Origin of the sequence: Bordetella ansorpii, assembly GCF_900078705.1 — a bacterium.
Lineage (GTDB): Bacteria > Pseudomonadota > Gammaproteobacteria > Burkholderiales > Burkholderiaceae_B > Bordetella > Bordetella ansorpii_A.
Map to the genome: position 1 here is coordinate 774,001 of NZ_FKIF01000006.1, position 22,505 is coordinate 796,505.

Below are 22,505 nucleotides of genomic sequence, written 5' to 3' on the forward strand. Positions count from 1 at the left end.
AAGCGCGATCATCCGGTTACCGCCTCGCGGCGCGTCAGTTCCAGCAAGGCCTGCGCGCGCTTCCGCGCCTCGGGATAGCCGCCCGCTTCGGCGGTATAGCGCAGCGCCAGCTCCAGCTCCTGCACGGCGTCGGCCGTCAGGCCCAGCGCCAGCAGGCATTCGGCCACGCCCAGCGAGGCCTCGGGGCCTTCGGGGAACAGCGTGCCCACGGCGGAATAGATTCGCACCGCCTCTTCGTAGCGGGCGCACATCTGCAGGCACAGCGCCAGGCCCATCATGTAGTGCTTGCGCGTGGGACCGTAGGTGGACAGGATGGAAAACACCGGCAGGGCCTCGGCGTACTTGCCCTGGGTGACCTGGGCATAGGCCAGCGCGTAGATGACCTCGAGCTGCTCGGCCGTGAAACGCCGGCTGGACGGCAGCGCCTGCAGGCCTTCGTAGAGTTTCTCGCCGAATTCGCTGCGCTGGACGGTAGCGGTCTGGGACATGCGTATCTCCTGTGCGCGCCGGTATCAGACCGCCGCGCGCTTGCCAATGTTGGACGTGACCTGGGCCATGCTGTCGGCGGCGCCCGCGATCATCTTGGTCACGGCTTGCAGGCCTTCCTCGATCTGCTGGATGACCTTCTTCAGTTCTTCGCGGCCCTCTTCCATCTGCTTCTGCAGTTTCACCATGGCCGCTTCCAGTTCTTTCTTGTCGGCGATGATGTTCTCGGCGTCGCGCTTGTCGATGGCCTCGGAGATCTTCAGGCCGCCGGTGGCCACCGAGGTGGCGCCCTGCACGATCTGGGCGCCCGCGCCCACCAGCGAACTGGCGATCTTGGTGGCCGCCGTGCCAGCGCCCGCGCCGCCGCTGACCACGGCCATGGCGATGCCCGCCGTGATGGCCGCCGCGATGCCGACCGCCATGCCGATGTAGCCGGCGGTCTGTTCGTCGGCGCCGGCCAGCAGCGCGATGTTCTGCGCCATGCCGCCCAGCAGTTGCGGTTCGACCAGCAGCATCACCGGCATGGCGATGGCCAGCACGCCGCCCATGACGCGGCCGATGCGCTCGGCGGTCTCGGGGGGCACGCCGCAGGCTTCCAGGAACTTGCCGACCATGGTCTGCACCAGATTGCCGATGCTGATCTCGGGGCCGCCGCACTCCTGCGATATCTGGTCGGCCAGCGAAATGGTCGCGCCCACCGCGCCGATGACCGCCATGGCCAGCAGCGGCGCGGCCGCGCCGCCCGTGGCCGCGGTGGCGACGGCGGCGATGGCGACCGCCGCAATCGCCGCGATGGCCGCGAAGATCTTGCCGATCCAGCCGAATATCTTGCCCAGGAGGCCCTTGCCTTCGGCTTCCTTGCACTTCTCGATCCAGTCCTTGATCTTGTCGAGCTGGGCCTCGGTATTCTTCTCGGCCTTGACGCGGGCGCTTTCCAGGCCCTTCTGGGCGGCGGCCAACTGGGCATCCTGGCTCTTGCCCTTGAGGCTGCGCAGCAGGTCGACCATGTCGGCGGCATTGAAACTGGCGGACGGCTCGGAGATGGCCGGCGCGCCGCGCTCGTCGGTCAGGCGCTCGCCCGTGGCGGGCGCCTTGCCGCTTTCGAGCTGGGCGACCATGGTCTGCAGCTCGGCCAGCAGCTTCAGGCCATCGACCTGGCCAGCCTGTTGCGGCGCATCCGCCTGCGCGCCGGCGGGCATCTGCGGCATCATGCCGCCGTAATTCGGTTGGATGGAGCTCATGGGGATTCCTCGGCCCGGCGTCAGATGTTGCGGGCGATGCCGCGGTTGGTCTCGAGCCGCGACTGGTCGATCGAGCTCAGCTTGTCGCGCACGTCGCGGATGACGTCCATCATCTGCTGCATCAGTTCGTTGGCCTTCTGCGAACTGTCTTCCTGCACCTTGGCCTGCGCCTCCAGCTCGGCGCGCTTGGCGTCGTGTTCGGCGGCCTTGCGTTCCTGGGTGGCGTTGATGATGGTGCCGATGCCATTGAGCACCTGGCCGGCGGCCGGACCCGTGGCGTTCAAGGTCTGCGAGCGATTCGCGTACTTGCTGGCGTCGGCCTCCAGGCCCTTGGCGTTGGCGGTATGCGTGCCCGCCTCGGCCGTCAGGCTGCGCCGCTGCGCGCGGGTTCCGGCGTCGGCGGCATCTTCCATCAGGCCGCTGGCCTGCTTGGTTTCCACGGAAGCCTTCTGTTGCAGCCCCGCCGCTTTCGCGCCCTGGATGCCCGAGGCGATGCCCGCGCCCATCTGCACGGCGCCGGCGGCGATCTGGAAGGCGCCCTGCACGATGGCGCCGACCATGCGCTCCTGCGCGGCGTTGCGGATTTCCTGGGCGGCGCTCTTCAGCGTGGCGACCTGCGCGGAGAGGTCGGCATCGCGCACCTGGCGGGCAGCGTCGCGTTGCTCTTGCGCACACTTCTGGAACAGGGCCATCACCGAATAGATGTCGGTGCCCAGCGTTTCGACATCCAGTTTGCCCAACGCCTGAGAAGCATCGCTGGCGCCCGCCGTGTAGCTGCCGGCGGGCTGCTTCACGCCCCGCAGGCCCAGGGCATCGCTGTCCCCGCCGGTGCGCTGCTCGCTGGGGTCCAGCATCAGGTACGCCGCGCCGTCCTTGGCGGACGCCTGCGACGGGCTCATGTCAGGGGTGGGCGCCAGGCCGGCCAGGCCGCCCGCGCTGGGATTGAAAGTGATGTTCATGATCGATCGGCTCCTGTGATGCCGGCCGGCCCGCGGGTCCGCCGCGATCTCCGGCCTGCCTGGTTCTCGTCTTTATTGCATCCTGGCCCGGACGGCCTGCAGCATCGCCGAGGCACGCGCCCGGGTCGCGGCGTGTTCCTCGCCCCGGGACAGCTCGATCGCCATCGCCAGCGACTCGGCCGCCTCGGGCAGGCGGCCCAGCGCCAGCAGGCACTCGGCGCTGTGATACACCGGCGCCGGATCATCCAGGCGCATCATCGTCACGATCACGTACTGCCGCAACGCGTCTTCGTAGCGGCCCAGCATCTGGGCCGCGCCGCCGAACGCCATCTGGTAGCGCGCGTCCATGTGGTTGTACGCCGTCACCTGGGCGAACGCCTTCATGGCATCGGAATACTTGCCCTGCTGGTACAGGGCGTGGCCGTACGCGTACAGCGCCTCGCACTCGTCGTCGGTGATGTCCATGGCCTGGCCCAAGGTGCCGCCGCTGCGCCACAGGGCGGCCAGTTCATCGACCATCCTGGCCGTTTCCTGCGGGGTCAGCTCAGCACCGGCATCCTGGCTTGCAGTCATGATCTTCGCCTTGTCGAACTCGGTTGCGGAAAGAGGATCGTTTCAGACCATCGGACGCGGACGGCGGGCGCCGCCGCCGCCGCTGCGCGCGGCGTTGGCGAAGCTGGCGCGGGCCAGTTCCTCGCCGACTTCGCGGTCGATGTCCTCCAGGTCCTTGCGGAACTGGGCTTCGGCTTCGGCGGCTTCCTTGGGGCCGACCTGGCCGGCCAGCACGGCCCGGGCCTTTTCGGGGTCGAGGCCTTGCGAGCGGAAGAACTCGTTGCTGGCGTCGAGGCTGCGCTGCGCCTCGGCCACCAGGGCTTCGGCTTCGCTGATGATCTGTTCGGGAGTTTTCTGCGACATGATGTTCCTGGATATCGATAAGGGATCTGAAAACCGAATCTGGCCGGCAGGCCGGCTCAACGCATGTTGCCGATGATGCTGGAGCGGCTGTCCTGCATCTTCTTGACGAAGTTGGTCATCACGTCGAACGCTTCGTTGCGCTTGTTCGACATGCTTTGCAGGCGCAGCATGTCCATCTGCTGCGAGTTGCTTTCACCGTCGATCAGGCCCTTGATCTTGGTGATGGCGGCGTCGATCTCGCCCTTGGTGGTGCCGCCGGCGAAGACGGCGGTGCCGGTGATCAGCTTGCCTTCGTTGCCGTCCTTGGTCTCGCCCGCATCGGGGGTGCGCTGGCCGGTGCGGCTGGTGAAACCCAGGTCGGAGAGGCCGGCTTCCTGGACGGCATCGTTCAGGGGCACCTCGATGCTCGAGATCTTTGCGCTGTCCCAGCCGCCGATGGTGTCGCCGGCCTTGGCGTCGGAGTTGAACTGCGACTGGGCCTTGGTCAGGGTGCTGAGCACGTTGTTCAGCTTGGCGATCTGGTCGTTGCGGTTCTGCACGGCCTTGATCTGGTCAGCCAGTTGGGCATCCAGCAGGCGGGTGCGCTCACTTTGCACCGTCATCAGGGCCGTCTCGATATCCATGCTTGAGATATCGATGTTGGAAACCATCATGTTGGGATTGATGCCGGAAGTGCTCATGAGTTGATCTCGCTGTCTTGTGAGGTCGGGTTCGCGCTCGGGGCGCGGTCGGGTCTTGGCTGCAAGGGGGCCGGCTGGGTGGAATCAGGGCCGGCGCCCCGGAACTGTCTGGTGAGTAACAACCGCATGCTTCGGGTTCCCTGCGGGCGGCGCACTTTTTACGGGCGGCGGATGCGATACGTGCCGCCCGTCAGGCCGGCTCCGCCGCCGTCAACGCATGTTGCCGATGATGCTGGAGCGGCTGTCCTGCATTTTCTTGACGAAGTTGGTCATCACGTCGAAGGCTTCGTTGCGCTTGTTCGACATGCTTTGCAGGCGCAGCATGTCCATCTGCTGGGAATTGCTCTCGCCGTCGATCATGCCCTTTACCTTGGTGATCATCGCCTCCAGGTCGCCCTTGGTCGTGAAACCACGGATGCCGCCGTCCAGCATCACGGCGTTGCCGTTCTCGTCGACGCTGTTGGTCAGGGCGGGCCCGACCGTCTGCAGACCCGGCGAGGTCATGCCGGCCTCGATCAGCGCCGTATTGACCTGGCGCTCCAGCGGCCAGCTCTGGTCCTTGCGCCAGGCGCCGTCGCCGGTGCTGTCCAGGTTGTCGGTGGCCTTGGCGTCGCTGGGGAACAGGCCCTGCGCCTGGGTCAGGCCGCTGAGCACGTTGTTCAGCTTGGCGATCTGGTCGTTGCGGCCCTGCACCGCCTTGATCTGGTCGGCCAGCTGGGCGTCCAGCAGGCGGGTGCGCTCCCCCTGCACGGCCATCAGGGCGGTTTCGAGGTCCATCGACGAAATGTCGACGTTCAATACCTGCATGTTGCTGCCGATGCCGGAGGTGCTCATGGTGGATCTCGCTTTACGATTCGGCGGCGACGTGCCCCCGGGAATTGCCTGATGAGTAACGGTGGCGCGGTTCCGGTTCCCTGCGGGCCGCGCGTGGCCGCGCCAGCCCGGAAAACCACCCGCGCGGCAGGTCAGCGCATATTGCCGATGATGCTGGAACGGCTGTCCTGCATCTTCTTGACGAAGTTGGTCATCACGTCGAAGGCTTCGTTTCTCTTGTTGGTCAGGCTTTGCAGGCGCAGCATGTCCATCTGCTGGGCGTTGCTCAGGCCGTCGACCTGGCGCTTCATGTCGTCCATGCCGGCGCGCAGCTCCTTGGCCTGGGTGGTGTTGCTGGTGATGGTGGCTTCGTTGCTGGCGATGGTCTGCGTCAGCGTGGCCGCCTGGCTATTGGCCGCCGCCTTCTGGCTTTCCAGGGCGCTGATCTTGCCGTTCAGCTCATTCACCCAGCCCTGCACCACGCGTCCCTTGGCGTCCATGGTGCCGTTCCGGTCCACATCCCGCGGCGCGTCGGCGCCGGCAGGCACGGTCAGGCCAGCGTCCCGCACCTGCTGCAGCGTCTGGTGCGATTGGGCGGCGTTGTCGCCTTGCCCCCACGACAGGCCGTAAAAACCTTCGGGGTCCGGGCATTTGCTGGCAGCCAGCCGCGATTGCAGGTCTTTCAGGCCGGCGATCTGCGTGTCGAGCGAGACCGACTGGCTTTCCAGCGCGCCGATCTGCGATTTCGCGGCGGCATTGTCGGCGGTGAGCTGCGCATTCTGTGCGTCCAGCTCGTTGGCCTGAGTCTGATTTGCCGAGATTTTGTTATTAAGATCGGCGATCTGCTGATTTCTCGCATTCACCGATTCCATCTGGGAGCGCAATGAGCTTTCCAGCAGTTCGCTGCGCTGGCTCTGCACGGCCAGCAGGGCGGTTTCGAGATCCATGGACGACAGGTTGATGCTGCCGACCTGTCCGGCGCCACCGACGGCGAAGTTGCTCATGTTCGAATCCTTGTATGCACGCGAGGAAGAAGAAAGCGCCACGGACCCGGATCCTGCGGACCGATCCGGCAACGCACGACGGTTGAGTAACGCCCCCCGGGGAACAGTTCCATCCGGATTTCCCGCCTTCCGATGCTTTTTCTCCGGTTGGACGGAACCATTCCGTCCCGGGCGTTACTACCGCATGACCGGGCACGCCGCCCCCACGCCCGCCTCGACCATGAATCGCATCGACGGACAGCTCTCCCAAGGATTCTCCTCACTGACCTCGCAGGCCAATGCCGGCCAGGCGCAGGCGCACGCGGGCCTGCTCATGGGCGAGGCCACCCAGGTCGTGGAAGGCGAGTTCTCGCTGGCCGACTCGGCCGAGGAACTCAGCCTGCACATGGCCGAGAAGACCGAGGACAAGCACCACGCCGACCGCAAGGTGAAGGGCGACCGGCCGCTGGAACTGATGGACACCAGCGAAATCGTCGACGCGCTGGACCAGAACCAGGACGGCGACGTGCAGGAGAAACTGCACGAGCTGGTCAAGAAACTCATTTCCGGCGGGGGATCGCCACGCCAGTTGGCCGGACAGGCCTTCGGCGACATCTCGCAGCAGTACCTGGGCCTGCAATACGCGCTGCGCGAAGGGGAAAAGGAAGGCGCCGATTCCACCCTGCTGGAGGCCATCCGCGACGCGCTGGCCGACATGGAGATCGAAAGCGGCCCCGAGATCCGGGCCGGGCTGAACAGCCTGAAGAGCGCCGCGGAGTTCGGTCACGACGCCGCCGAAATACAGCGCTTCCAAAGCACTTACCGCGATCTGGTGCTGGGCGAACAGACCCTGGCCAAGACGCTGGACCTGGCGCTGGAGCGCTTCGGCGGCGAAGACGTCGCACGCGGCCTGAAGCAGTTGACCGCCGCGCTGGGCCACGACCTGGCGGCCACCCGCCCGTCCACCGACGCCAACCGCCTGCAGGCGCTGGTCAGCGACCTCTACCACCTGGAAGTGGCCGCCACCGTGCTGGAAAACTGCGAGGAACTGGCGGACAAGCTGAAGGAAACCACGGGGCGGCGGCTGGACGCCACCCGCCTGATGCGCGACCTGGTCGCCGTCACCAACGAAAAATGGGTGTCGGAGTCGCGCTTCACCAGCCTGGGCATGCAGCACGGCGCCACCTCCATCGAGGCCCGCGTCCAGTTCCATGCCGCCGTCAAGGGCATGCTGCGCGAACTGCCCGTCCAGATATTCCCGGATGCCGACACCCGGCAATCCCTCATCAATGCCTCGCAAGCCGCGCTGGACATTGCCATCGACGAGGAAGAACAGCAATGAGCAGTCCGGAACTCACCCTGCGCCAGTTCGGCGAAGAGGCCGGTTTCGACAACCTGTCCTTCGACGCGCGCGGCCAGGCGCTGCTGCAGTCCGAATCCGGACGGCAGACCGGCGTCGAACGCACCCATGACCGCAAGGTGCTGGTCTACATGTCGCTGCCGCTGGCTTATGATGCCGGCGCCTGGCTGGTGCGCGCCTGGAAGCGCGCCCACCACAGCCGCATGGAAGACTGGGCCATCCAGTGCGCGCTGCGCGAATCGCAGGACGGCCAGCGCCGCCTGGTCGCGCTGGTGCGCATGCCCGAAGACGAATTCACGCCGCTGCGCCTGCGCCAGGCGTTGGACACCCTGGCGCGCTGGCATGACGCCGTGCGCGACGACGCCTACTGACCCGACAGACGAGAACGACCATGTCCGACCTGCGCATCAGCGGCCTGACCTTCGACCGAGGCATCGACGACATCGTCTATGCCGGCAAGGAAAACGGCGCCCGGCAACTGCCCGACCGGCAAGACCTGCCGCCCTCGGCCGATGGCGTCAAGGCGCAGCTCAGCCAGTTGCTGGAAACGCCCAACATCGACCACTTCCTGGACGGCGTGCTCAAGCCCACGGTCGGTAACCGCGACCTGCTGATTCCCGCCAAATTCTCGCAGGCCCTGTCCGAGGCCCTGCGGGCGCTGTCGTCCGCCGCCGAGCAGGCGCAGCAGAACGGCGACGACAGCAGCAAGGCGCTCAACCGCGCCGTGCGCCTGCTGAAAGAAGAAACCGGCCTGCGCGAGCTGGTCGCCATGTACCGAAGCACGCTGTACCAGGGATGAACGCCGCCACCGCCACCCTGGGCGCCGACAGCGCCGAACTGATGGGCCTGCTGGCCTACATCTACCTGGAAAACGACCGCCCCGAGAAGGCCGCCGTGCTGCTGGCCGCCCTTGAGGCGCTGGAGCTGGCCGAGCCGCGCCAGCTGGTCACGCTGGCGCTGGCCCAGTTGCGCGCCCGCAAGCCCGACTCGGCCCTGGCCACGCTCGAGCGCGTGGCGCTGCGCGGCGGCATGGACGCCGCCTTCCACCTGGTGCGCGCCCAGGCGCTGCTGGCGCTGGAACGCCACGCGGAAGCCGCCGCCGCCATGCGCGCCTACGTCGCCATGCGGGCGTCCCGCCCCGGGCAGCCGGCTGACGCCGCCGCCCCCAACACCCCACGCTGAAGGCATCGATGCAAGCCCTCAACCGCGCCGTCGCCGTCGTCACCAGCCGCAACGACATCGTCCTGGCCGTCCTGATCGTCGCGATCATCTTCATGATGATCCTGCCGCTGCCCACCGCGCTGGTGGATGTGCTGATCGGCGCCAACATGACCCTGTCGGCCGTGCTGCTGATGGTCGCGATGTACCTGCCCTCGCCGCTGGCGTTCTCGTCCTTTCCGTCGGTGCTGCTGGTCACCACGCTGTTCCGCCTGGGCATCTCGATCGCCACCACCCGCCTGATCCTGCTGCAGGGCGACGCGGGCCACATCATCGAGACCTTCGGCAACTTCGTGGTCGGCGGCAACCTGATCGTCGGCCTGGTGGTGTTCCTGATCCTCACCATCGTGCAGTTCGTGGTCATCACCAAGGGCGCCGAACGCGTGGCCGAAGTGGCGGCGCGCTTCTCGCTGGACGCCATGCCGGGCAAGCAGATGTCCATCGACGCCGACCTGCGCGCCGGCACCATCGACATGGACGAAGCGCGCAAGCGCCGCACCGTCGTCGAGAAGGAAAGCCAGTTGTACGGCGCCATGGACGGCGCCATGAAATTCGTCAAGGGCGATGCCATCGCCGGCCTGATCATCGTGTCGGTGAACCTGCTGGGCGGCATCCTGATCGGCACCATGCAGCGCGGCCTGTCCGCGGGCGAGGCGGTGCAGGTCTACTCCATCCTGACCATCGGCGACGGCCTGATCGCACAGATCCCGGCCCTGTTCATCGCCATCTGCGCGGGCATCATCGTCACGCGCGTGCAGACCGGCGACGGCCCGTCCAACGTCGGCAAGGACATCGGCGCCCAGATCCTGGCCCAGCCGCGCGCGCTGCTCATCGCCGCGGCCATCGCCGTCGGCATGGGCCTGATCCCGGGCATGCCCACGCTGACGTTCGTGGCGCTGGCCGCGGTGGTGGGCTCGATCGGCTTCGTGCTGATGCGCGGCACCCGCAAGGTGGTGGACGAGAAGACGGGCGAGATCACCGAAATCCCGGCCCTGCAGGCGGACGGACGGCAGCCGCCGGCCAAGCCCAGGACCGACGGCAGCGCCGAGTTCGCTCCCACCCTGCCGCTGATGATCGACGTGGCCGCGGACCTGCAGCAGCACTTCGACGCGGGCGAGCTCAACGAAGAACTGCTGAAGATCCGCCGCGCCCTGTATTTCGACCTCGGCGTGCCCTTCCCCGGCATCCAGCTGCGTTTCAACGAAACCCTGCCGCAGGACAGCTATCACATCCTGCTGTCCGAAGTGCCGGTTTCGCAGGGCAGGCTGCGGCCCGGCAGCGTGCTGGTCCGCGACACCGAGCAGAACCTGCAGGCCCTGCAGGTGCCCTACGAGACCGACAAGCGTTTCCTGCCCGGGCTGCCCACCATCTGGACCGAAAGCCGGCTGGCGCCCACGCTGTCGGCCGCGGGCATCCCCTACCTGGACGCGCACCAGATCCTGACCTGGCACCTGGCCTTCGTGCTGAAGAAGTATTCGTCGGACTTCATCGGCATCCAGGAAACGCGCTTCCTGCTGTCGGCCATGGAAGACCGCTATCCCGACCTGGTGAAGGAGGCGCTGCGCGTGATGCCGGTGCAGAAGATCGCGGAGATCATGCAGCGCCTGGTGTCCGAGGACATTTCGGTGCGCAACCTGCGCGCGGTGCTGGAATCGCTGATCGAATGGGGCCAGAAGGAAAAGGATTCGGTCCTGCTGACCGAATACGTGCGCGTCTCGCTCAAGCGCCACATCAGCTACAAGTATTCCAGCGGCCAGAACATCCTGCCGGCCTACCTGCTGGCGCCCAACGTGGAGGAAACCGTGCGGGGCGCCATCCGCCAGACCTCGGCGGGCAGCTACCTGGCGCTGGACCCCTCGGCCACCAAGAAGCTGGTCGAGAACATCAAGCGCGCCGTGGGCGACCTGTCCGGCACCACGCGCAAGCCCGTGCTGCTGACCTCGATGGACATCCGGCGCTATCTGCGCAAGATGATCGAGCAGGACCTGTACGAACTGCCCGTGCTGTCCTACCAGGAACTGACGCAGGAAATCAACGTGCAGCCGCTGGCCCGGGTGGAACTGTGAGGGCCGCGCGATGAATCCGCCGAGCCAGGCCCGGAACGCGCCGGCGCAGGACGCACTGGAACTGCGCGTGCTGTCCGGCCTGCACCACCAGGCCAGTTGCCTGGCCGAGGATGGCGCGGTGCTGGGATCGGATCCGGACTGCGACGTGGTGCTGGCCGACACCGGCCTGGGCGCGCGCGCCGCGCGCCTGCGCATCGGCCCGCAGGGCTGGGACCTGGCGCCCGACCAGGAGCCGCCCGCCGGCCAGGCCGAACCCGCCACGCCGTTCAACCAGCCCATGCCGCTGGGGCCCGTCTGGGTCACGGTGGCCAGGCGCGCCGACCCCTGGCTGGCCGGGCCGATCGCCGCGAACGACGGCGATGCCGGGGCGTCCGCCGTGATCGCGGCCACGGCCACGGCCCCGGCGGCTTCGGCGCCCGCGGCCCCCGAAGCGGCGCCGCGGGAACCGGCCCCGCCCCCGCCCGGCCCGCCGCCGCGCCGCCGCGCAAACGCGACAGCTGGCCCATCGTGCTGGGCCTGGCCGCCGTCGTGCTGACCATCCTGGTCGCCATCGGCATGGTCTGGCTGCTGCCCTCGACGCCCAAGCCCGTCGAACGCCCCGATCCCCGCGTGGCCGCCGAACGCTCCATCGGCCAGATCACCGCCGCGCTCGAACGCCTGGGCCTGGCCTCGCGCCTGCACGTGGCGATGTCGCGCGACGGCACCGTGCTGGTCAGCGGCTGGGTCCGCAATGCCGCCGAGCAGGACAGCGTGGCTTCCGCGCTATCGCAGATCTGGCCCATGCCGGCCCTGCGCGTCAGCGCCGAGGACGCCGCCGTCGCCAGCGCGGCCACCACCCTCAAGGCCTTCAGCGTGCGTTACGCCCCGCGCTACGACGGCGACGGCCGCATGACCATCCTGGGCATCGCCGCTAGCGCGCGCGAGCGCGCCTCGGCGCTGGATGCCGTGCGTGCCCAGTTGCCCGGCATGACCGTGCTGGGCAACGACATCGCGCTGGCGCCGGACGTCGCCGATGCCCTGTCGGCCCGACTGGCCGAAGCCGGCCTGTCCGGGATCGCGCTCACCTGGAAAACCGACCGCCTGGAAGCCGGCGCCGGCGGCCTGGACGACGACCAGTTGTCCCGCCTGCAGGCCGTGGTGAAAAGCTTCAACGCCACGCACCTGGACGTGGTGGCGCTGGCCCAGCCGGCCGCCGCCGACCGCCAGTTCGCCGACAGCGTGCCGTTCGGCATCCGCAGCGTGGTCGGCGGGCCGCAACCCTATGTCGTACTGGAAGACGGCAGTAAATTACTGGTCGGCGGCATGCACAAGCAGTACCGCCTGACCGCCGTCGAACCGAAGCGCCTGATTTTCGAAGGCCCTCGCCCGGCCATCGTGCTGCGCTGATTCCGTGCCCATCCCATGCCCACCGCCCTGACCGATCTCGAAGCCCAACTGGCCGCCCCCGACGGCGCGACCCTGCGCGACGCCCTGGCCAGCCGCGCCGCCGCGCTGGAGGCGCGGCTGCGCGCGGCCATCGCCGCGGGCCTGCCGCGCGACCAGTTCCCGGCCTGGCAGGCGGCCGCCGAGGCCGCCGCCGCGGCCCAGGCCGTGCTTGCCTCCCATCCCCTGCAAACGGCAACGGCCAGCACGCCGCCGCCGTTCGCCTCGATACCTTCCCCTTTCACCCCTCGCTAGGAGCCATCCATGGCGCTCAACGGTCTTTCCGGCTCGTCCGGCCTGAATTTCAACAACGTCAACAGCACCGTCTACGAAAGCATCCGCACGCAGGAAACCAACCTGCGCCAGACGCTGTCCACCATCAGCACCGATGCCGACGGCAACGTGTCGCAGGCCGACATGCTGGCCATGCAGCAGCAGATCAGCCAGTGGACGATGATGGTCGAGGTGCAGAGCACCATCAGCAAGTCGATCTCGGACTCGCTCAAGAGCGTGATCCAGAAGTCGTCCTGATCGCCGCGCGCCTGGCGCGATGCAGAACGGCCCGGCATGCAGAATGCCGGGCCGTTACTCGGTAATCCTCGCCGCGGCAGGGTTCGCTTGCCTGCGGGCAGGCCTTACACCGATTGCATGAAAAGCGCGGGATGGAAGGCCGAGGGCATCGCCGGACGGGAGGCCTCGCGCGACAGGCGTTCGACCCAGGCGTCGGCCTGGTCGAGCAGGGCTTCGAGCGCGCCCAGCAGGCTCGCCGCGCCGCATTCGACCAGAGGCAGCGCAACCTGCATGTGCGCCTTGCCCTTGGGATCGAGACAGGCCACCGCTCCCCTGCCCGCCTGCATGAAATTGGCCTTGGCCATGAGTTCGGCGCAGGCGCCGGCATCATGGGCCTCGGGCAGCGCGCACGAGATCAGCACCTGCCCCCGCGCGCCCATGTGGATGAGCTGAACCACGTGACGCTGGTCGAAGACGAGCTGGCAGACCCCCTCGGGGGTCGGCGCCAGGCCGGCGATACCCAGGGAAGCTCCAAATTCAGACACTATCCGCGCAAAGGTCGGATCAGACACGTAACGTCTCGGGGGGGAAAGAACGGTGGGAGCGATTGTACGTCCCGGTCCAAATATTGCATGTATTTGTTTCACCTCGACACTTTTACCACCAAGTTCCTCGCCGGGCCGATCAGGGCGCAACGGTGTGACAATGCGGGGGCTCATTTCGAACCCTTCACGCAGCGCCCCATGTCCGACACCCGTGCCCTCATCCTGAACCAGGTCCTGCGCGGCCTGACCCTGAATCGCGAACCCGGCTGGAATTTCCCCGGCAACTTCCTGGAGCTGTCCTTCGACGAACTGCGCGACCGCGATGCGCGCCTGTCGCTGGAGATCGGACCGCACTGCACCGACCCGGATGGCCAGGCCAGCATGGCGACCGTCTGTATCCTGGCCGACGTCGCGCTGGCGATCGCCATGCGCGGGCATGCCGGCTATGCGATGCGCATGGCCACGGTCACGCTGGCGCTGCAGTTCACCGGCGTCCCGCGCCACGGTCCGCTGGCGGCCACCAGCCACTTCGACGGCCTGCACGATGGGCTGGCGCGCAAGCAAGGCCTGGCGCGCGCCGAACTGACGGCGGGCGGACAGCCGCTGTGCACGGTACACGGCAGCTTCCAGATGCTCGACGACCGCAACGACCTGCCCCCCATTCCGCTGCGCAAGCGCGGCGTGTCGGCCGAGCCGCAGGTGCTGACGCCCGACATGCTGGATACGCACGAACGCGAGATCTACGACCACGCGCGCCAGGCGCTGGAAACCGGTGCCACGGGCTTCGAGCAGCGGTTCTGGGGTATCCAGCCGCAGGCGCGCGAAGGCGGCGCCACGGGCATCCTGAAGAACGGCCCCCAGGTGGGCAACCGCGTCGGCCACACGCAAGGCGGCCTGACCTTCGCGCTGGCGGCGCAGACCGCGCAGGCCGCGCTGGGCGAGGATTGGAACATGGTCGGCATCTCGACCTGGTACGTGCGCCCCGGCACGGGGCCCGCGCTGCGCGCCGATGCCGAGATCGCGCACCAGGGCGGCACCACCGCCGTAGTGAAGGTCGACGTGAAGGACGCGGACGGACGCCTGGTGCTGGCCGCGGTGGCAAACCTGTCGCGCAGGGCAACGCAGGAGTGACTCTGCCAGGCCTGCCTGGGCCGGGCACCTGCATCGCCCGACATGGCGGCCGGCCGCCCCCGCTCGCTGTCAGCGCGGATTCTCCCGCTCAAAAACAAACGGCCCTGCATGCAGGGCCGTCTGGATGATGCCGGTATCGCTCAAGCGCCCAGATAGGCCTCCAGCACGCGAGGATGGTCCAGCAGCTCGCGGCCGCCGCCCGACAGGGCCATCGCGCCGTTCTCCAGCACGTAGCCGCGCTGCGCGATCTTCAGCGCCTGGCGCACGTTCTGCTCGACCAGGAACAGCGTCAGGCCATCGGCGTTGATGGCCCGCAGCGAACGGAAGATCTCCTGTACCACGATGGGCGCCAGGCCCATCGAGGGTTCGTCCAGCAGCAGCAGGCGGGGCTTGGCCATCAGCGCGCGGCCGATCGCCAGCATCTGCTGTTCGCCGCCCGAGAGGTTGCCGGCGATGCCCGACAGGCGCTCGTTCAGGCGGGGGAACAGGTGCAGCACGTACTCCAGCTCGGCGGCGGCGGCCTTCAGGCCGCGGCGGTAGGCGCCCAGCTCGAGGTTCTCGCGCACCGTCATCGTGGTGAGAATGGCGCGGCCTTCAGGCACCTGCACGATGCCGCGCGCCACGACGGCGTGCGGCGCCAGGCCGGTGATGTCCTCGCCTTCGAAACGGATGCGGCCGGCGCGCTTGGGCAGCAGGCCCGACAGGGCCAGCAGCGTGGTCGACTTGCCGGCGCCGTTGGCGCCGACCAGGGCGGTGATGCCGCCGGCGTCCAGCGTCAGGTCGATGCCGCGCACGGCCTCGATGTGGCCGTAGTGGACCTCAAGCCCTTGAACTTCGAGCATGCTCATTGTGTACCCCCTTGGCGGCTGAGCGCCGTCCCCCCGAGGGGGAATTCGCCCTTGGGGCGGCCCGGCATGCTCATCGCACTTCTCCCGTTTGGGCAGCGTGCGCGGCCTCTTCCTCGTCGTCGTCCTCGCGGCCCAGGTAGGCCTCGATCACCTGTTCGTTGTTGCGGATGTCTTCCGGACCGCCGCAGGCAATGATCTTGCCGAAGTTCAGCACCGCGATGCGCTCGCACAGCCCCATGACGAAGCGCATGTCGTGCTCGATCATCAGGATGGTGTAGCCGCGGTCGCGGATCGCCAGGATCTCGCGCATCAGTTCGGCGCGCTCGCCGGTGTTCATGCCCGCCACCGGCTCGTCCAGCAGCAGCAGGCGCGGCTCGGTGGCCAGCGCGCGCGCCAGCTCCAGGCGGCGCTGCTCGCCGTACGACAGATTGTCGGCCAGGTCGTTGGCCTTGTGGTCCAGCTTCATCCACGACAGCAGTTCCAGCGCGCGCTCGCGGGCACGGGCTTCGTGCTGGCGGTACTTCGGCAGGCCCAGCAGCAGGCTGGCGAAACCGTAGTCCATGTGGCGGTACGATCCCACCACCACGTTCTCCAGCAGCGTCATCTCCTTGAACAGGCGGATGTTCTGGAACGTGCGGGCGATGCCCATGCGCGTGATGTCATGCGGCTTGCGGCGCAGCAGGTTGCCGCCTTCGAACGCGATGTCGCCGCTGGTCGGGTCGAGCAGGCCGGTGATCAGGTTGAACACCGTGGTCTTGCCCGCGCCGTTGGGACCGATCAGCCCGAAGATCGCGCCTTGCGGCACGCTCAGGTTGACGTCGTGCAGCACATGCAGGCCGCCGAAGCGCTTGGAGATGTTCTTGAGCTCAAGCATTGCGGCCTCCCTTGCGCATCCAGCGCGAGAAGCGCGCCGGGTCCCAGATGCCTTGCGGCAGGAACAGCACGATCAGCACCAGGATCAATCCGTTGACCACCAGGCGGAAATCGGCGAAACCGCGCAGCATTTCCGGCAGGATGGTGATGATGAACGCCCCCAGGACCGGACCGGCCAGGCCGCCGATGCCGCCCAGGATGGCCATGGTCAGGATCTCGACGCCACGGTCGAAGCCGTATTCGTTGGGGCCGATGAAGAAGGTCAGGTGCGCGTTCAGCGCGCCGGCCAGGCCGGCGATGGCGGCGCCCGCCACGAAGGCCAGCATCTTGCTGGAACGGATGTCGATGCCCATCAGCTGCGCGGCGGTTTCGTCGCCGCGGATGGCGTCGAACGAGCGGCCGATCTTGGAGCGGCGCACGCGCCACAGCACCAGCAGCACGATGACCACGGCCAGCGCCACGTGCCACCACTGCGTCAGTTGCGGAATGCCGTTCAGGCCCAGCGCCCCGCCGGTCAGCGACTCGGTGTTCAGGATGGTGACGCGCACGACCTCGCCGAAGCCCAGCGTGGCCATCGCCAGGTACACCCCGGACAAGCGCAAGGTCGGCAGGCCGATCAGCGCGGCCACCAGCGCCGGGGCCAGCATGCCGCCGGCCAGCGCCGCCGGGAACGAGGCCTCGTAGTTCATGGTGAGCAGCGCCGCCGCGTAGGCGCCGATGCCCATGAAGGCGGCGTTGGCCATGGCCAGCATGCCGCAGGTCAGCGTCAGCCAGATGGAAAGCGCCAGCAGCGCATTGGTGCCCAGCGTGAGCACCAGGTTGCCGTAGATGGCCCAGAAATTTTCAAAACCATCCATGTTATGCCTTCCGTTGCGCGACTTTGCCGAACAGGCCTTGCGGGCGCAGCAGCAGGATGAGGAACAGCAGGCCGAACGCGACGGCGTCACGCATCGTCGAGCCGATGTAGGCCACCGACAGCACTTCGGCGAAGCCCAGGAACAGTCCGCCCAGCATGGCGCCCCGGATGTCGCCCATGCCGCCCAGGATGATGACCGCGATGCCCTTGTGCAGCATCGGCTGGCCCATCAGCGGGAACAGCGCGTTCGAGTACAGGCCGATCAGCACGCCCGCCAGGCCGCCCAGGCCAGCCGCCGCGAACGAGGTGATCAGGAACAGCTTCTCGACGTCGATGCCCAGCAGCCAGGCCGCCTTGGGCGACTCGGCCACGGCGCGCATGGCGCGGCCGAACTGCGTGCGGCGCATGATGATCATCAGCGCGGCCATCAGCAGCACCGACAACGCGATGATGCACAGCTCGATCACCGTCACGTGCAGGCCCGCGATCTCCAGCACCTCTTCCGGCACCGTGCCCATCGGGAAGCGCAGGTTGCCTGCGCCGAAAATGGCTTGTGCGCCGTTGTTCAGGATGATGGCCACGCCGATGGTGGCGATCATGGGAATCAGGTGGGGCGCGTTGCGCTTGCGCAGCGGCTTCAGGACCAGGAAGTCGACCAGGGCGCCCACCAGGCCGGCCACCACCAGGGCAGCGATGAGCCCGGCCCACAACGGTAGTCCCGCGTGGCTGATGACCACCAGCGCGGCATACGCGCCGACCATGAAGACCGCGCCGTGCGCGAGGTTGATGACGCCCAGCACGCCGAAGACCAGCGTGAAACCGAGCGCGAACAGCGCGTACACGCAGCCCAGCGACAGGGCGTTGACGAATTGTTGTTCGAGCATGGGAAATCCGGAGGAAAAACAGCGGCCGGGAATCGGCGCCCCCAACCTCTCGCTGGCGCGCTACACCCCAGCAAGGTGTTTTTTGCCATCGCGCGGCAGGGCGTCACGAAAAGCCGCAGGGCGGCACTGCCGCCGCCCCAGATATTGGCCCCCCGCCGTCCGGCAGCGGGGGGTCGTGGGATAGTGCTTACTTCTCGATGGCGTACTTGCCATCCTTGGTGACCATCACGATCGGCGCCTGCTGGGCATCGTAGCCCGCGGGGTTCTTGCCGGTGCGGTCCATGGCCTGGCGGAACTGGAACGCGCCAGTCGCGCCGGTCCACTTCACGTCGGGCAGCGCATCGCGCAGCGCGGTGCGGTCCTTGGCCAGGTCACCCGACAGCTTGATCTTCTTCAGCGCCTGGCTGACGACGTACATGGCGTCGTAGGCCTGGGCCGAGAACTGGTCAGGCGCGGCGCCGTACTTCTTGGTGTAGGAATCGATGAACTTGGTGTTCTCGGCGGTCTTGTTCTCGATCGACCAGGGGCTGCCCACCCACAGGTTGTTCGAGGCGCCGCCAGGAGCCAGGTCGAAAATCTTGACCGAGTTCATGCCGTTGCCGCCGATGACCGGGATGTTCATGCCCAGTTGGCGGGCCTGCACCATGATCGGGCCGCCTTCGGCCAGCAGGGCCGACAGCACGATGGCGTCGGGGTTGGTGCCCTTGATCTTGGTCAGTTGGGCCTTGAAGTCGACGTCGCCCTTGGCGAAGGTTTCGGTGGTGGTGACCGGAACCTTCAGGTCTTCCAGCGCCTTCTTGAAGTTGTCGTAGCCGCTCTTGGTGAACATGTCGTCGTTGCCATAAAGCACGGCGACGTTCTTCAGGCCCATCTTGCTGCGCGCGGTGCCGATGGTGGCCGGCAGCATGTCGGCTTCGGTGACCGAGTTGCGGAAGATGTAGTTGCCGATGGACGTGATTCCGTCGGCGGTGTTGGACGTGCCGAAGGCCACGGTCTTGGCGGCCTGGGCGATCGGGTCGGCGGCCTGGGCCGAGTTCGACAGCGTGGGGCCGAACACCATCAGGACCTTGTCCTGGAAGATCAGCTTCTTGAAGACGTTGATGGCTTCTTCTTTCTTGCCTTGCTCGTCTTCGACCAGCAGCACCAGCTTGTCGCCGTTGATGCCGCCGGCGGCGTTCAGCTCTTCAGCGGCCAACTGGAAGCCGTTGCGGATCGAAATGCCGTACTGGGCGGCGCCGCCCGACAGGGCCTCGGCCACACCCAGCTTGATGTCGGCAGCCTGCGCGGCGCCCATGGCGCCGAAGGCCGCCAGGGCCAGGGCGAGTTTGGTCATGGATCTCATGAAAGCGTCCTTTGAATAACGGGTGTCTCGGATTTTTCTCACCTGCCGCGGCAGCGGTGGCGTGCAGCTTCCGGCCCTGAGGTCCAGGCTGCGGGAGGGGTGATATTACTCTCCTTTTGTAGCCGACCGAAACAAGAACCCCGCGGACCGTTGCGGGAAGCCATCTGCAATGCCGCGCCCACCGCACCCCACCGTCAGACACGTGACCGAGAGATTCCGCCCGGCACCGGCGCGGCCTGCGGCGGGACCCTGCCGCAGGCCGTGATCACCGTGTCCGGGTACGGCTGACAAGGCATCCGTTGCCCATGCCGGCCTCGGCAACCGCGAATGGCGCCGTTCAGGCCAGGCGGCCGGCCACCGAAGCGGAATCGGCGCGCGCCGCGTCCAGCCTGGCGTGGGCGAGGGCCAACATTTCCCGGTACCGGGTGTCGGACGCGATGGCGCGGCGTGGCAGCAATACGCCCTCGCGCTTGGACACCACGAACAGCACGAGCTTGGGCGTCTCGATGATGCGCTTCACGCCGGACCAACTGACACGCGAGTTGACCTGGTCATTGCCCGCCCATAAGCCGGCGTCGTCGAGTTCGAGCGCGACATCCTGGCCCGCCAACGCGCTGCGCCCGTAGACCGGCGCGCAGAACAGCCAGCCGAATACCTCGGCGCGGAACCAGAGCAACAGCAGGCACGTCACCAGGATCGCATAGCCCTGCCAGGGAAACTGCCCCGTGGCCAGCAGGTGCAGCGCCGGCATGCGCTGATGGGGCTCGAGGTCCCACATCATGAAGCCGACCATGCAGACGAGCCAGATCACGCACCAGGCCAGCCGCCTTGGCGGCGACGGCCGCGCCAAGGCTATGCAGGCGTGAACGAAATCGCCCCGCTCGTATCGATAAGTGAACCGCACGTCCAGACCCTCCCAGTGGCCAGCGATTCTCACGTATTCGTCCTGTCGCACCTGTAACAGTCGGCGAGACTTCGTGGCTGATACCATCGGCGCACGCAAGAGCCAGGTAAGCGCATCCATGCCGGTGTGTGCGGAATGACAGGATCCGTCCTCGCCTTTCCTGCCGCGCCCGTGTGGTCCGCCGTCTTCCCGGTGGCGATCGCCCGTTTCGCCAGGCAGGCGTCCGGCTTCCTCGGCCCGGACGGGCAGCGCCCGGGCCGGCTCCCTTGTTTTCACGACCTGTCCGATGATGGACGACCAGGAGGCCCACGCATGACCCGCCGTAATATGTTCGCCTGGACTGCCGCCGCTTTCGCCCTGTGCGCCGCATCCACCGCGTTTGCCCAATCCGACCGCCAGGTCGCCGAAACCACCGTGTCCCGCAGCGCCAACGTGTGCCCGGGCCACAGCAAGGACCGCACCACGCCCACCGTGAACCTGGTGCCCGTCGGCGCGCTGCGCGTGCTGCTGGACAAGGGCCTGGTCATGTGCCCGGACCGCCGCCTGGACGCCGATGCGCCCGCCGCGTGGTACGGCCAATATGGCGTCTTCACCTGGAACCCCGAAGTGGACGGCGCCGGCAAGGTCATCGCGGCCCAGATCGACAAGATGACGCGCGACGAGTCCTTCCCGGCCGAGACGCTGGTGTGGAGCGCCAAGGGCGAGGCGCTGAAGAACCGCACCGTGCCCGCGTTCGAGCCGAAGCCCGGCGCCGCGGTGCGCGTCAAGGTCTATTGACCGATACGGGACCGCCTCCATTGCGCAGGCCCCGCCAGCGGAATCCTGCGCGCGGTGCGCAAACCGCGGCGGGCCCGGGCCGCCCGATCCGTCGCCCCCCGGGGTGAATGCCAGCGCATCGAAGTGTCCGGCGGACAAGACCGCTGATGCAGGAAACGCGCCGGGGATGCGGCAGGCCTTATGCTCTGGCACATGGCTTACCGCATCCGTCCTCTTCCTCGCCTGGCGACCGCCGCCGCGACACGGCCTCGCACCGCCGGAGTCCGGCCATAAAGCGGCTGGCATGGGCCGTCCTGGGCTGGACCATGGTCGCGCTGGGCGTGATCGGCGCGCTGCTGCCCGTCATGCCCACGACCATTTTCCTGATCATGGCGGCGGGCTGCTTCGCGCGCTCGTCTCCCAGGCTGGAAGCCTGGCTGCTGGACCACCCCAGGTTCGGCGCGTCCCTGCGGCAATGGCGGGAGCAAGGCGCCATCAGCCGCAAGGGCAAGGCATGCGCATCGGCCGGCATGGCGGCGGGCTATGGCCTCTTTTTCTGGAGCGCGCATCCCTCTTGGCCGCTGGCGGTGCTGGTCGGCGCGGGCATGGCCGCCAGCGCGGCGTGGGTGCTGTCGCGCCCCGCGCCGCGCCCGCCTGGCGATGCGGGCGATCCGCCCGGCGCCTAAGCCGGGATGCAGGAAGAGCACGCGCCGACATGGGCCTCATGCCGCCCGGGCCTGGCCTCGTGCGTCAGGCAGGCGCCTGCGCCTCGCCCAGCAGGAACTCGACCAGCGTGGGCAGCGCGGCATCATGCGTGCGATGCGGCCGCATCCGCATCACGTACCCCCATGATCCCGGCAGGCACAGCCCGGGCGCCAGCGGCACCAGCCCGCCGCGCGCGATCTCGTCGTCGATCAGCGGCAGGCGGCCCAGTGCGATGCCCACGCCCGCCACGGCGGCCGACACCACCGTGCTCAGGCCACTGAGCACCAGCGGATCCTGCCAGTCGCGCGGGGCCAGCCCCAGCCGCTCGTGCCAGGTCCGCCAGCGCGTCTCCGGGCTGGCCACGTGCTTCTCTTCCAGCCAGCGATGGCGCGTGAAGACGGCGGGATCGGCGCGCTGGCCTTCGGGCACCAGCGAGGGGCTGCACACGGGCACCACGCTTTCCGCCATCAGGGGGATGTCGCCGGGTTCCGGCCGCCGGTGGGGTCCCTCCGCGCGCATGTGCAGGAAGGCCAGGTCGATATCCTGCTCGATCCAGGCCGGATCCTGGTTGGCGTGCAGATAGACCTGCACCTCGATCCCGGGATGCGCCTCGATGAAGCGGCCGATGCGCGGCGCCAGCCACAGCGCGGCCAGCGAGGGGTTGGCCGAGATGTTCAGGCGGCTGGGCCGCCGCCCCCGGGCCGCGGCGCGGACGTTGCCGCAGGCGGTGGCCAGCAGGGTCAAGGCCTGTTGCACGGATGCCAGCAGATCGGCGCCGGCCTCGGTGGGTTCGGCCCGCCGCGTGGTGCCGCCACGGCGCAGCAACGCCACGCCCAGGTCGGCCTCCAGCGCGCGCAGTTGATGGCTGACCGCGCTCTTGGTCACGTTCAGCTCGGCCGCGGCGCGGCTCAGGCTGCCCAGGCGGGCCACGGCCTCGAAGGCGCGCAGCGCCGCCAGGGGCGGCGTTCGGGTGGAAGGCAATGACATGCGTGCAATTTAACTCAACCC

27 protein-coding genes are annotated in these 22,505 nt (G+C 67.9%); 11 read left to right on the forward strand and 16 right to left on the reverse strand.

What is annotated here, in order from left to right:
- Positions 1 to 8 precede the first annotated feature (8 nt).
- The 8 genes from A6745_RS13855 to A6745_RS13890 all read right to left on the reverse strand — a co-directional run bounded on the left by A6745_RS13855 (position 9) and on the right by A6745_RS13890 (position 6,098).
- The gene (locus A6745_RS13855; protein WP_066127993.1) at positions 9 to 488 is read right to left on the reverse strand and encodes a SycD/LcrH family type III secretion system chaperone; all 480 of its coding nucleotides are present in this window, start codon (positions 486 to 488) and stop codon (positions 9 to 11) included.
- A gap of 24 nt (positions 489 to 512) precedes the next feature.
- Positions 513 to 1,727, reverse strand: coding sequence for a type III secretion system translocon subunit SctE (gene sctE, locus A6745_RS13860; RefSeq protein WP_082853056.1), 1,215 nt, complete (start codon positions 1,725 to 1,727; stop codon positions 513 to 515).
- A 20-nt stretch (positions 1,728 to 1,747) separates the two neighbouring features.
- Complete coding sequence (gene sctB / locus A6745_RS13865; RefSeq protein ID WP_082853057.1) at positions 1,748 to 2,686, reverse strand: type III secretion system translocon subunit SctB; 939 nt, start codon at positions 2,684 to 2,686, stop codon at positions 1,748 to 1,750.
- A gap of 72 nt (positions 2,687 to 2,758) precedes the next feature.
- Complete coding sequence (locus A6745_RS13870) at positions 2,759 to 3,259, reverse strand: SycD/LcrH family type III secretion system chaperone (RefSeq protein WP_082853058.1); 501 nt, start codon at positions 3,257 to 3,259, stop codon at positions 2,759 to 2,761.
- 42 nt (positions 3,260 to 3,301) lie between these two features.
- Positions 3,302 to 3,601 (reverse strand): Btc22 family type III secretion system chaperone, encoded by a 300-nt coding sequence (gene btc22 / locus A6745_RS13875; protein ID WP_066127996.1) that lies wholly within the window; start codon positions 3,599 to 3,601, stop codon positions 3,302 to 3,304.
- Positions 3,602 to 3,657: 56 nt separating this feature from the next.
- A complete protein-coding gene (locus tag A6745_RS13880; protein ID WP_066127998.1) occupies positions 3,658 to 4,281 on the reverse strand; it encodes a hypothetical protein in 624 nt (207 codons plus the stop codon).
- A 210-nt stretch (positions 4,282 to 4,491) separates the two neighbouring features.
- Positions 4,492 to 5,115 carry a hypothetical protein gene (locus tag A6745_RS13885; protein ID WP_066128000.1) on the reverse strand — a complete coding sequence of 208 codons (624 nt, stop codon included), beginning with the start codon at positions 5,113 to 5,115 and terminating at the stop codon, positions 4,492 to 4,494.
- A gap of 131 nt (positions 5,116 to 5,246) precedes the next feature.
- Positions 5,247 to 6,098, reverse strand: coding sequence for a hypothetical protein (locus A6745_RS13890; RefSeq protein WP_231885999.1), 852 nt, complete (start codon positions 6,096 to 6,098; stop codon positions 5,247 to 5,249).
- 184 nt (positions 6,099 to 6,282) lie between these two features.
- Here A6745_RS13890 and sctW point away from each other — a divergent pair, with 184 nt between their 5' ends.
- From sctW to A6745_RS13930, 8 genes are all read left to right on the forward strand, one after another.
- On the forward strand, positions 6,283 to 7,419 hold the full coding sequence (gene sctW / locus A6745_RS13895; RefSeq protein ID WP_231886000.1) for a type III secretion system gatekeeper subunit SctW: 1,137 nt from the start codon (positions 6,283 to 6,285) through the stop codon (positions 7,417 to 7,419).
- Positions 7,416 to 7,808 (forward strand): type III secretion system chaperone family protein, encoded by a 393-nt coding sequence (locus A6745_RS13900; RefSeq protein ID WP_066128002.1) that lies wholly within the window; start codon positions 7,416 to 7,418, stop codon positions 7,806 to 7,808. The genes sctW and A6745_RS13900 overlap by 4 nt, the downstream gene beginning before the upstream one ends.
- 20 nt (positions 7,809 to 7,828) lie before the next feature.
- Positions 7,829 to 8,236 carry a type III secretion apparatus assembly protein SctX gene (gene sctX, locus A6745_RS13905; protein ID WP_066128004.1) on the forward strand — a complete coding sequence of 136 codons (408 nt, stop codon included), beginning with the start codon at positions 7,829 to 7,831 and terminating at the stop codon, positions 8,234 to 8,236.
- Entirely contained in the window at positions 8,233 to 8,619 is a 387-nt protein-coding gene (gene sctY / locus A6745_RS13910) for a type III secretion apparatus assembly chaperone SctY (RefSeq protein ID WP_066128006.1), read from the forward strand. The genes sctX and sctY overlap by 4 nt, the downstream gene beginning before the upstream one ends.
- Before the next feature lie 8 nt (positions 8,620 to 8,627).
- Positions 8,628 to 10,721, forward strand: a complete 2,094-nt coding sequence (gene sctV / locus A6745_RS13915) for a type III secretion system export apparatus subunit SctV (RefSeq protein WP_066128008.1) — start codon at positions 8,628 to 8,630, stop codon at positions 10,719 to 10,721.
- A 96-nt stretch (positions 10,722 to 10,817) separates the two neighbouring features.
- On the forward strand, positions 10,818 to 12,107 hold the full coding sequence (gene sctD / locus A6745_RS13920; RefSeq protein WP_082853059.1) for a type III secretion system inner membrane ring subunit SctD: 1,290 nt from the start codon (positions 10,818 to 10,820) through the stop codon (positions 12,105 to 12,107).
- Between the two features lie 15 nt (positions 12,108 to 12,122).
- Positions 12,123 to 12,398, forward strand: coding sequence for a hypothetical protein (locus tag A6745_RS13925; RefSeq protein WP_066128010.1), 276 nt, complete (start codon positions 12,123 to 12,125; stop codon positions 12,396 to 12,398).
- 9 nt (positions 12,399 to 12,407) lie between these two features.
- A complete protein-coding gene (locus A6745_RS13930; RefSeq protein WP_066128012.1) occupies positions 12,408 to 12,674 on the forward strand; it encodes an EscF/YscF/HrpA family type III secretion system needle major subunit in 267 nt (88 codons plus the stop codon).
- A gap of 104 nt (positions 12,675 to 12,778) precedes the next feature.
- Here the strand turns inward: A6745_RS13930 and A6745_RS13935 are convergent, their stop codons facing one another.
- On the reverse strand, positions 12,779 to 13,198 hold the full coding sequence (locus A6745_RS13935; protein ID WP_231886001.1) for a type III secretion system chaperone: 420 nt from the start codon (positions 13,196 to 13,198) through the stop codon (positions 12,779 to 12,781).
- A gap of 198 nt (positions 13,199 to 13,396) precedes the next feature.
- Here A6745_RS13935 and A6745_RS13940 point away from each other — a divergent pair, with 198 nt between their 5' ends.
- Positions 13,397 to 14,329, forward strand: coding sequence for a PaaI family thioesterase (locus A6745_RS13940; RefSeq protein WP_066128014.1), 933 nt, complete (start codon positions 13,397 to 13,399; stop codon positions 14,327 to 14,329).
- A 140-nt stretch (positions 14,330 to 14,469) separates the two neighbouring features.
- Here A6745_RS13940 and A6745_RS13945 read toward each other — a convergent pair whose 3' ends face one another.
- The 6 genes from A6745_RS13945 to A6745_RS13970 form a co-directional block, all read right to left on the reverse strand.
- Positions 14,470 to 15,177, reverse strand: a complete 708-nt coding sequence (locus A6745_RS13945; protein WP_066128016.1) for an ABC transporter ATP-binding protein — start codon at positions 15,175 to 15,177, stop codon at positions 14,470 to 14,472.
- Positions 15,178 to 15,247: 70 nt separating this feature from the next.
- The gene (locus A6745_RS13950) at positions 15,248 to 16,051 is read right to left on the reverse strand and encodes an ABC transporter ATP-binding protein (RefSeq protein ID WP_066128018.1); all 804 of its coding nucleotides are present in this window, start codon (positions 16,049 to 16,051) and stop codon (positions 15,248 to 15,250) included.
- On the reverse strand, positions 16,044 to 16,907 hold the full coding sequence (locus A6745_RS13955; RefSeq protein WP_066128020.1) for a branched-chain amino acid ABC transporter permease: 864 nt from the start codon (positions 16,905 to 16,907) through the stop codon (positions 16,044 to 16,046). Before A6745_RS13955 ends, A6745_RS13950 begins: the two co-directional genes overlap by 8 nt.
- A 1-nt stretch (position 16,908) precedes the next feature.
- Positions 16,909 to 17,790 (reverse strand): branched-chain amino acid ABC transporter permease, encoded by an 882-nt coding sequence (locus tag A6745_RS13960; RefSeq protein ID WP_066128021.1) that lies wholly within the window; start codon positions 17,788 to 17,790, stop codon positions 16,909 to 16,911.
- A 187-nt stretch (positions 17,791 to 17,977) separates the two neighbouring features.
- A complete protein-coding gene (locus A6745_RS13965; protein ID WP_066128023.1) occupies positions 17,978 to 19,132 on the reverse strand; it encodes an ABC transporter substrate-binding protein in 1,155 nt (384 codons plus the stop codon).
- A gap of 337 nt (positions 19,133 to 19,469) precedes the next feature.
- Positions 19,470 to 19,943: a YcxB family protein gene (locus A6745_RS13970; protein ID WP_197488155.1), complete on the reverse strand. Its 474-nt coding sequence runs from the start codon at positions 19,941 to 19,943 to the stop codon at positions 19,470 to 19,472.
- A 405-nt stretch (positions 19,944 to 20,348) separates the two neighbouring features.
- On the opposite strand from A6745_RS13970, the gene A6745_RS13975 reads away from it, so the two are divergent.
- Positions 20,349 to 20,813, forward strand: coding sequence for a hypothetical protein (locus A6745_RS13975; RefSeq protein WP_197488156.1), 465 nt, complete (start codon positions 20,349 to 20,351; stop codon positions 20,811 to 20,813).
- Positions 20,814 to 21,082: 269 nt separating this feature from the next.
- Positions 21,083 to 21,478, forward strand: a complete 396-nt coding sequence (locus A6745_RS13980; RefSeq protein WP_269148903.1) for a YbaN family protein — start codon at positions 21,083 to 21,085, stop codon at positions 21,476 to 21,478.
- A gap of 64 nt (positions 21,479 to 21,542) precedes the next feature.
- Here A6745_RS13980 and A6745_RS13985 read toward each other — a convergent pair whose 3' ends face one another.
- Positions 21,543 to 22,484, reverse strand: a complete 942-nt coding sequence (locus A6745_RS13985) for a LysR substrate-binding domain-containing protein (RefSeq protein ID WP_066128029.1) — start codon at positions 22,482 to 22,484, stop codon at positions 21,543 to 21,545.
- Between the last annotated feature and the right edge of the window lie 21 nt (positions 22,485 to 22,505).

Bases quoted from the DNA above. Each gene is read 5' to 3' on its own strand.
- A6745_RS13855 (WP_066127993.1), bottom strand. From the start codon at position 488: ATGTCCCAGACCGCTACCGTCCAGCGCAGCGAATTCGGCGAGAAACTC.
- sctE (WP_082853056.1), bottom strand. From the start codon at position 1,727: ATGAGCTCCATCCAACCGAATTACGGCGGCATGATGCCGCAGATGCCC.
- sctB (WP_082853057.1), bottom strand. From the start codon at position 2,686: ATGAACATCACTTTCAATCCCAGCGCGGGCGGCCTGGCCGGCCTGGCG.
- A6745_RS13870 (WP_082853058.1), bottom strand. From the start codon at position 3,259: ATGACTGCAAGCCAGGATGCCGGTGCTGAGCTGACCCCGCAGGAAACG.
- btc22 (WP_066127996.1), bottom strand. From the start codon at position 3,601: ATGTCGCAGAAAACTCCCGAACAGATCATCAGCGAAGCCGAAGCCCTG.
- A6745_RS13880 (WP_066127998.1), bottom strand. From the start codon at position 4,281: ATGAGCACTTCCGGCATCAATCCCAACATGATGGTTTCCAACATCGAT.
- A6745_RS13885 (WP_066128000.1), bottom strand. From the start codon at position 5,115: ATGAGCACCTCCGGCATCGGCAGCAACATGCAGGTATTGAACGTCGAC.
- A6745_RS13890 (WP_231885999.1), bottom strand. From the start codon at position 6,098: ATGAGCAACTTCGCCGTCGGTGGCGCCGGACAGGTCGGCAGCATCAAC.
- sctW (WP_231886000.1), top strand. From the start codon at position 6,283: ATGACCGGGCACGCCGCCCCCACGCCCGCCTCGACCATGAATCGCATC.
- A6745_RS13900 (WP_066128002.1), top strand. From the start codon at position 7,416: ATGAGCAGTCCGGAACTCACCCTGCGCCAGTTCGGCGAAGAGGCCGGT.
- sctX (WP_066128004.1), top strand. From the start codon at position 7,829: ATGTCCGACCTGCGCATCAGCGGCCTGACCTTCGACCGAGGCATCGAC.
- sctY (WP_066128006.1), top strand. From the start codon at position 8,233: ATGAACGCCGCCACCGCCACCCTGGGCGCCGACAGCGCCGAACTGATG.
- sctV (WP_066128008.1), top strand. From the start codon at position 8,628: ATGCAAGCCCTCAACCGCGCCGTCGCCGTCGTCACCAGCCGCAACGAC.
- A6745_RS13925 (WP_066128010.1), top strand. From the start codon at position 12,123: ATGCCCACCGCCCTGACCGATCTCGAAGCCCAACTGGCCGCCCCCGAC.
- A6745_RS13930 (WP_066128012.1), top strand. From the start codon at position 12,408: ATGGCGCTCAACGGTCTTTCCGGCTCGTCCGGCCTGAATTTCAACAAC.
- A6745_RS13940 (WP_066128014.1), top strand. From the start codon at position 13,397: ATGTCCGACACCCGTGCCCTCATCCTGAACCAGGTCCTGCGCGGCCTG.
- A6745_RS13945 (WP_066128016.1), bottom strand. From the start codon at position 15,177: ATGAGCATGCTCGAAGTTCAAGGGCTTGAGGTCCACTACGGCCACATC.
- A6745_RS13950 (WP_066128018.1), bottom strand. From the start codon at position 16,051: ATGCTTGAGCTCAAGAACATCTCCAAGCGCTTCGGCGGCCTGCATGTG.
- A6745_RS13955 (WP_066128020.1), bottom strand. From the start codon at position 16,907: ATGGATGGTTTTGAAAATTTCTGGGCCATCTACGGCAACCTGGTGCTC.
- A6745_RS13960 (WP_066128021.1), bottom strand. From the start codon at position 17,790: ATGCTCGAACAACAATTCGTCAACGCCCTGTCGCTGGGCTGCGTGTAC.
- A6745_RS13965 (WP_066128023.1), bottom strand. From the start codon at position 19,132: ATGAGATCCATGACCAAACTCGCCCTGGCCCTGGCGGCCTTCGGCGCC.
- A6745_RS13975 (WP_197488156.1), top strand. From the start codon at position 20,349: ATGACCCGCCGTAATATGTTCGCCTGGACTGCCGCCGCTTTCGCCCTG.
- A6745_RS13985 (WP_066128029.1), bottom strand. From the start codon at position 22,484: ATGTCATTGCCTTCCACCCGAACGCCGCCCCTGGCGGCGCTGCGCGCC.